A 608-nucleotide genomic window follows, 5' to 3' on the forward strand; every position below is an offset into this window, starting at 1 on the left:
GCACAGTGCTGTGTTTTTAATAAACAGTTGCAGCCAGCTGGTATCTTCGACTGGCTTCAGCTCCACGGGTTAACCGCTTCACCTACGCGCCAGCGTGCCTTCTCCCGAAGTTACGGCACCATTTTGCCTAGTTCCTTCACCCGAGTTCTCTCAAGCGCCTTGGTATTCTCTACCTGACCACCTGTGTCGGTTTGGGGTACGATCCGGTGTTACCTGATGCTTAGAGGCTTTTCCTGGAAGCAGGGCATTTGTCACTTCAGCACCGTGGTGCCTCGTCATCACGCCTCAGTGTTAACGGTGCTCCGGATTTGCCTGGAGCACCCACCTTCACGCTTAAACCGGGACAACCGTCGCCCGGCCGACATAGCCTTCTCCGTCCCCCCTTCGCAGTAACACCCGGTACAGGAATATTAACCTGTTTCCCATCGACTACGCCTTTCGGCCTCGCCTTAGGGGTCGACTCACCCTGCCCCGATTAACGTTGGACAGGAACCCTTGGTCTTCCGGCGAGCGGGCTTTTCACCCGCTTTATCGTTACTTATGTCAGCATTCGCACTTCTGATACCTCCAGCAGACCTCACAGTCCACCTTCGACGGCTTACAGAACG

Annotated in this window: 1 rRNA gene; it reads right to left on the bottom strand. The window is 55.4% G+C overall.

Going from position 1 to position 608, the window contains the following annotated elements:
• Window positions 1-608 (bottom strand): 23S ribosomal RNA (locus E2L00_RS21390); the annotation flags it as partial.

This window comes from Cedecea colo, from assembly GCF_011808225.1.
In the GTDB taxonomy this organism is placed as follows: domain Bacteria; phylum Pseudomonadota; class Gammaproteobacteria; order Enterobacterales; family Enterobacteriaceae; genus Dryocola; species Dryocola colo.